Here is a 4,034-nt window from a genome sequence, read left to right on the forward strand (position 1 = left end):
CAGGGGGGACCCTGTGGGAGAGTAGGACGCCGCCGAACAATCATTGCGGAAGCCCCGCACCAAACCTTCGGGTTCGGTGCGGGGCTTTTCTGCGTTTACGGCCCGGGGCACCGGTGAGAACTTGGCCCGTGCTTCACCAGTGGGCGGGGTAGCTCGTGAGGCTGCTGGTATCCAGGGTCCAGCGGCCGGCGGTGACGATGTCACCGAAGGCGTAGGGGACTGTCTTGCGGAAGCGGATGCCGTCGGGACCTGCTGAGGAGTCGCTGTGCAGGCTGACGGTCCTCTTGTCCCTCATGAGGACATCGCGGCCTGATATCGGTCCGCGATTGGTCAGCCCGCCGCGGGAGCGTCCGAGGGCGGCAACAACGGTGCGATCACCGCCCTCGCGGCATCAGACAACCCGACTGCCCTCACGACCGGACCAACGGTCCGGTGATCGGAAAAACACTCCCTAGAGACGGCCGGCGGCCTTCAGGGCCAGGTAGGCGTCGGCCAGGGCCGGGGCCAGGGTGTTTGGGGTGGCGTCGACGACGTGGACGCCGTGCCGGGAGAGCTGGTCGGCGGTGCGGCGGCGCTGGGCCTGGGCCTGGGTGCCGGCCGCTGCCTCGTAGACCGCGTCCACGCTGCCGCGGGACTTCGTCATCTCGTCGACGTGCGGGTCGGCGACCGAGGCCAGCAGGACCGTGTGGCGCTGGGTGAGCCGGGGGAGCAGCGGGAGCAGGCCCTCTTCGATCGGGGCCGCGTCCAGGCTCGTCAGAAGGACCACCAGGGACCGGCGCGGGGCGCTGCGGAGGACGGTGGAGACCAGGGTGCGGGCGTCCGTTTCGACCAGTTCGGGTTCGAGGGGGGCCATCGCGTTGACGAAAGACGGGAGGATGTCGGCCGCCGCGCGTCCCTGGACCTGGGCGCGAGGGCGGCGGTCGTGGGCCAGCAGGTCCACGCGGTCGCCGGCGCGGGTGGCCAGCGCGGCGAGGAGCAGGGCTGCGTCCATCGCCGAGTCCAGGCGGGGGGCGTCGCCGACGCGGCCCGCCGAAGTACGGCCGGTGTCCAGGCAGATGAGGATGTGCCGGTCGCGTTCGGGCCGCCAGGTGCGGACGGCCACCTTGTGCTGGCGGGCGGTGGCGCGCCAGTCGATGGAGCGGGTGTCGTCGCCGGGGACGTAGTCGCGGAGGCTGTCGAACTCGGTTCCCTCACCGCGCGTCAGAACGCTGGTACGGCCGTCGAGTTCGCGTAGCCGGGCCAGCCGGGAGGGCAGGTGCTTGCGGCTGGTGAAGGGCGGCAGGACCCGGACCGTCCAGGGGGACACGTGGGCGCCCTGGCGGGCCCACAGGCCCAGGGGCCCGTACGAGCGGATCGTGACGCGGTCCGCGCGGCGGTCGCCGCGGCGGGTGGGGAGCAGACGGGTGGTCAGCCGGCGGCGCTCGCCCGCGGGGACGACCACCTCGTGGCGGGAGGCGTCGCTCTCCGTGCCGGGGAGCCAGCTGCTCGGCGGCCAGGCGTCGCGGACCCGGGCCCGCAGCGTGCGGCCGCTGGGGTTGGTGACGGTGAGGTGGACGTCCGCCGGCTCGCCGAGGCGGACCGAGGTGTCCCCCGAGCGGGCCAGCACGAGGCTGCGGACCGGCGCCGCCAGGGCGTAGTCGACCGCGCAGGCCAGGGCGATCGGGCCGTTGACCGCGAGCATCCCCGCCCAGCTCGGTTCGAGGACGCCGACCGGAATGCTGCCGAGGGCCGCCAGCAGGGCGGCGCGTCCGGTGAGGGCCATCAGCGGGGGACGGGGACGTGGGAGAGGATCGCCGTGATGACGGCGTCGGCGGTGACTCCCTCCATCTCCGCTTCCGGGCGCAGCTGGACGCGGTGGCGCAGCGTCGGGAGGGACAGGGCCTTGACGTCGTCGGGGGTGACGTAGTCGCGGCCGGTGAGCCAGGCCCAGGCGCGGGCGGTGGCCAGCAGGGCGGTCGCGCCGCGGGGGGAGACGCCGAGGGTGAGCGAGGGCGATTCGCGGGTGGCGCGGCAGATGTCGACGACGTAGCCGGCGATCTCGGGGGAGACGGAGACCTTGGCGACGGCCTCGCGGGCGGCTTCGAGCTGGGCCGGGCCGGCGACCGGGCGGATGCCGGCGGCGTGCAGGTCGCGGGGGTTGAAGCCGGCGGCGTGACGGGTCAGGACGCCGATCTCGTCGTCGCGGGAGGGCAGAGGAACCGTCAGCTTGAGCAGGAAGCGGTCCAGTTGGGCTTCCGGGAGGGGGTACGTGCCCTCGTACTCGACCGGGTTCATGGTGGCGGCGACGAGGAAGGGCTCCGGGAGCTTGCGCGGGGTGCCGTCGACCGTGACCTGGCGTTCCTCCATCGCCTCGAGGAGGGAGGACTGGGTCTTCGGAGGCGTGCGGTTGATCTCGTCCGCGAGGAGGAGGTTGGTGAAGACCGGGCCGTTCTGGAAGGAGAACTCGGCGGTGCGGGCGTCGTAGACGAGCGAGCCGGTGACATCGCTCGGCATCAGGTCGGGGGTGAACTGGACGCGCTTGGTGTCGAGTTCGAGGGACGCGGCCAGGGCCCGTACGAGGAGGGTCTTGGCGACGCCGGGGACGCCTTCGAGGAGGACGTGGCCGCGGCACAGGAGCGCGACGACGAGACCGGTGACGGCCGAGTCCTGGCCGACCACGGCCTTGCCGATCTCGGTGCGGAGCGCTTCGAGGGAAGCGCGGGCGCTGTCCGCGGTCGCAGCCGTGGACTCGGTGGCCGGGTACGTCATGACGTACGGACCTCTCTTTCGAGGGCGTCGAGGTGGTCGGCGAGCGCGACGAGTGCCGCGTCGTCGGAGGGGGTGGTGCCGAAGAGGAGGGCGGTGACGTCCCAAGTGCCGTCCGTGAGCCGGGCGGAGACCGCCGGGGTGAGGGCGGCGGGGTCGTGGGCCTGGGCGTGCGGTACGCCGGTGAGGGCGGCGAGGCGTTCGCGGGTGGCGGCGCGCAGCACGGTGGCGGCGCGGTCGCGGGCGCCGGCCTTGCGGTAGAGGAGGGCCCGGCCCTCGGTCGCCTCGGAGGCGCGGATGACGACGGGGAGCTTCTCGGTGACGAGGGGGCCCAGGCGGCGGGCGCGCCAGAGGGCGGCGAGGGCGGCGGCGAGGAAGAGCTGGAGCAGGGCCCAGGACCAGCCGTCCGGGACGAGTTCGAAGAGGCTCTTGTCCTCGGATGCGCCGGTGTCCGGGTCGGAGTCCGCGAGCGACGGCATGTACCAGACGAGTTCCGGGCGGGAGCCGAGGAGTTGGAGGGCCAGGGAAGCGTTGCCCTCCTCGGCGAGGCTCTCGTTGAGGAGGACCGTCTCGGACCCGAGGAGGACGGTGTCGCCGCGGGTTCCCGCCGGGAGGGTGAGCAGGGTGGGGTGACCGCCGCTGGGGTAGCAGGCGGTGGCTCCCGGAAGGGTGGTGGTGTAGCGCAGGCCACCGCCGGTTGCCGCGCGGCCGGCCGAGGCTGCGGCGGGCAGGGCGCAGGCGGGGTCGAGTTCGTCGGGGGCGGCGTCTCCGGCGGTGCGGACGCCGGGGGAGAGGTCGGGGAGGCTGGGGCTGCCGGGGGCGAGCAGGACGGTGCGACCGCCGGAGAGGTCGATGGCCGAGCGGATGGTGCGGCGCTGGGCGGTGCCGAGCCGGTCGGGGTCGGTGACCAGGAGCGTGGTGCCGGGGCCGGCCGCGTCGGCGGCCTCGGCGGCGGTGGTGACGACGCGGGTGGTGACGCCGCGGGCCTTGAGCAGCTCGGCCACGGCGCGGCTGCCGAAGGGGTCGGCGGAGCGAGGGTCCAGGTAGCCGTGGCGGGTGCCGGAGTTGAGGGCGGCCAGGATGGTGACGCCGGCGGCCAGGACGGCGGCGGTGGCGAGGATGAGGCGGGCTTTGCGGGTGCCCTTTGCCTTGCCGTCTGCCTTGCTGTTTGCGCTGCCGCTGCCGCTGCCGCTGCCGTTGCCGCTGTTCCTGTTGCTGCTGCCGCCGTTGCCGCCGTTGCCGCCGTTGCCGCTCGTGCCGCCGGGGGCCCGGGCTGAGGTGGGGCCGGG

Annotated in this window: 4 protein-coding genes; all 4 read right to left on the bottom strand. The window is 74.0% G+C overall.

Annotated elements, in window-relative coordinates; genetic code table 11:
- Positions 1-133: 133 nt before the first annotated feature.
- The gene (locus PV721_RS41945; protein ID WP_319733947.1) at positions 134-295 is read right to left on the bottom strand and encodes a hypothetical protein; all 162 of its coding nucleotides are present in this window, start codon (positions 293-295) and stop codon (positions 134-136) included.
- A 156-nt stretch (positions 296-451) separates the two neighbouring features.
- Positions 452-1,762: a DUF58 domain-containing protein gene (locus PV721_RS41950; protein ID WP_319733949.1), complete on the bottom strand. Its 1,311-nt coding sequence runs from the start codon at positions 1,760-1,762 to the stop codon at positions 452-454.
- The gene (locus tag PV721_RS41955; protein WP_319733951.1) at positions 1,762-2,748 is read right to left on the bottom strand and encodes a MoxR family ATPase; all 987 of its coding nucleotides are present in this window, start codon (positions 2,746-2,748) and stop codon (positions 1,762-1,764) included. The genes PV721_RS41950 and PV721_RS41955 overlap by 1 nt, the downstream gene beginning before the upstream one ends.
- Positions 2,745-4,034 (bottom strand): DUF4350 domain-containing protein (locus tag PV721_RS41960; protein ID WP_319733953.1); only part of this gene is annotated, 1,290 nt, incomplete at its 5' end. The genes PV721_RS41960 and PV721_RS41955, both read right to left, overlap by 4 nt.

The sequence above is a fragment of the Streptomyces sp. MB09-01 genome (genome assembly GCF_033794505.1).
In the GTDB taxonomy this organism is placed as follows: Bacteria; Actinomycetota; Actinomycetes; order Streptomycetales; family Streptomycetaceae; genus Streptomyces.

Coding starts and splice junctions, on each gene's coding strand:
- PV721_RS41955 (WP_319733951.1), bottom strand. CDS start 2,748: ATGACGTACCCGGCCACCGAGTCCACGGCTGCGACCGCGGACAGCGCC.
- PV721_RS41945 (WP_319733947.1), bottom strand. CDS start 295: ATGAGGGACAAGAGGACCGTCAGCCTGCACAGCGACTCCTCAGCAGGT.
- PV721_RS41950 (WP_319733949.1), bottom strand. CDS start 1,762: ATGGCCCTCACCGGACGCGCCGCCCTGCTGGCGGCCCTCGGCAGCATT.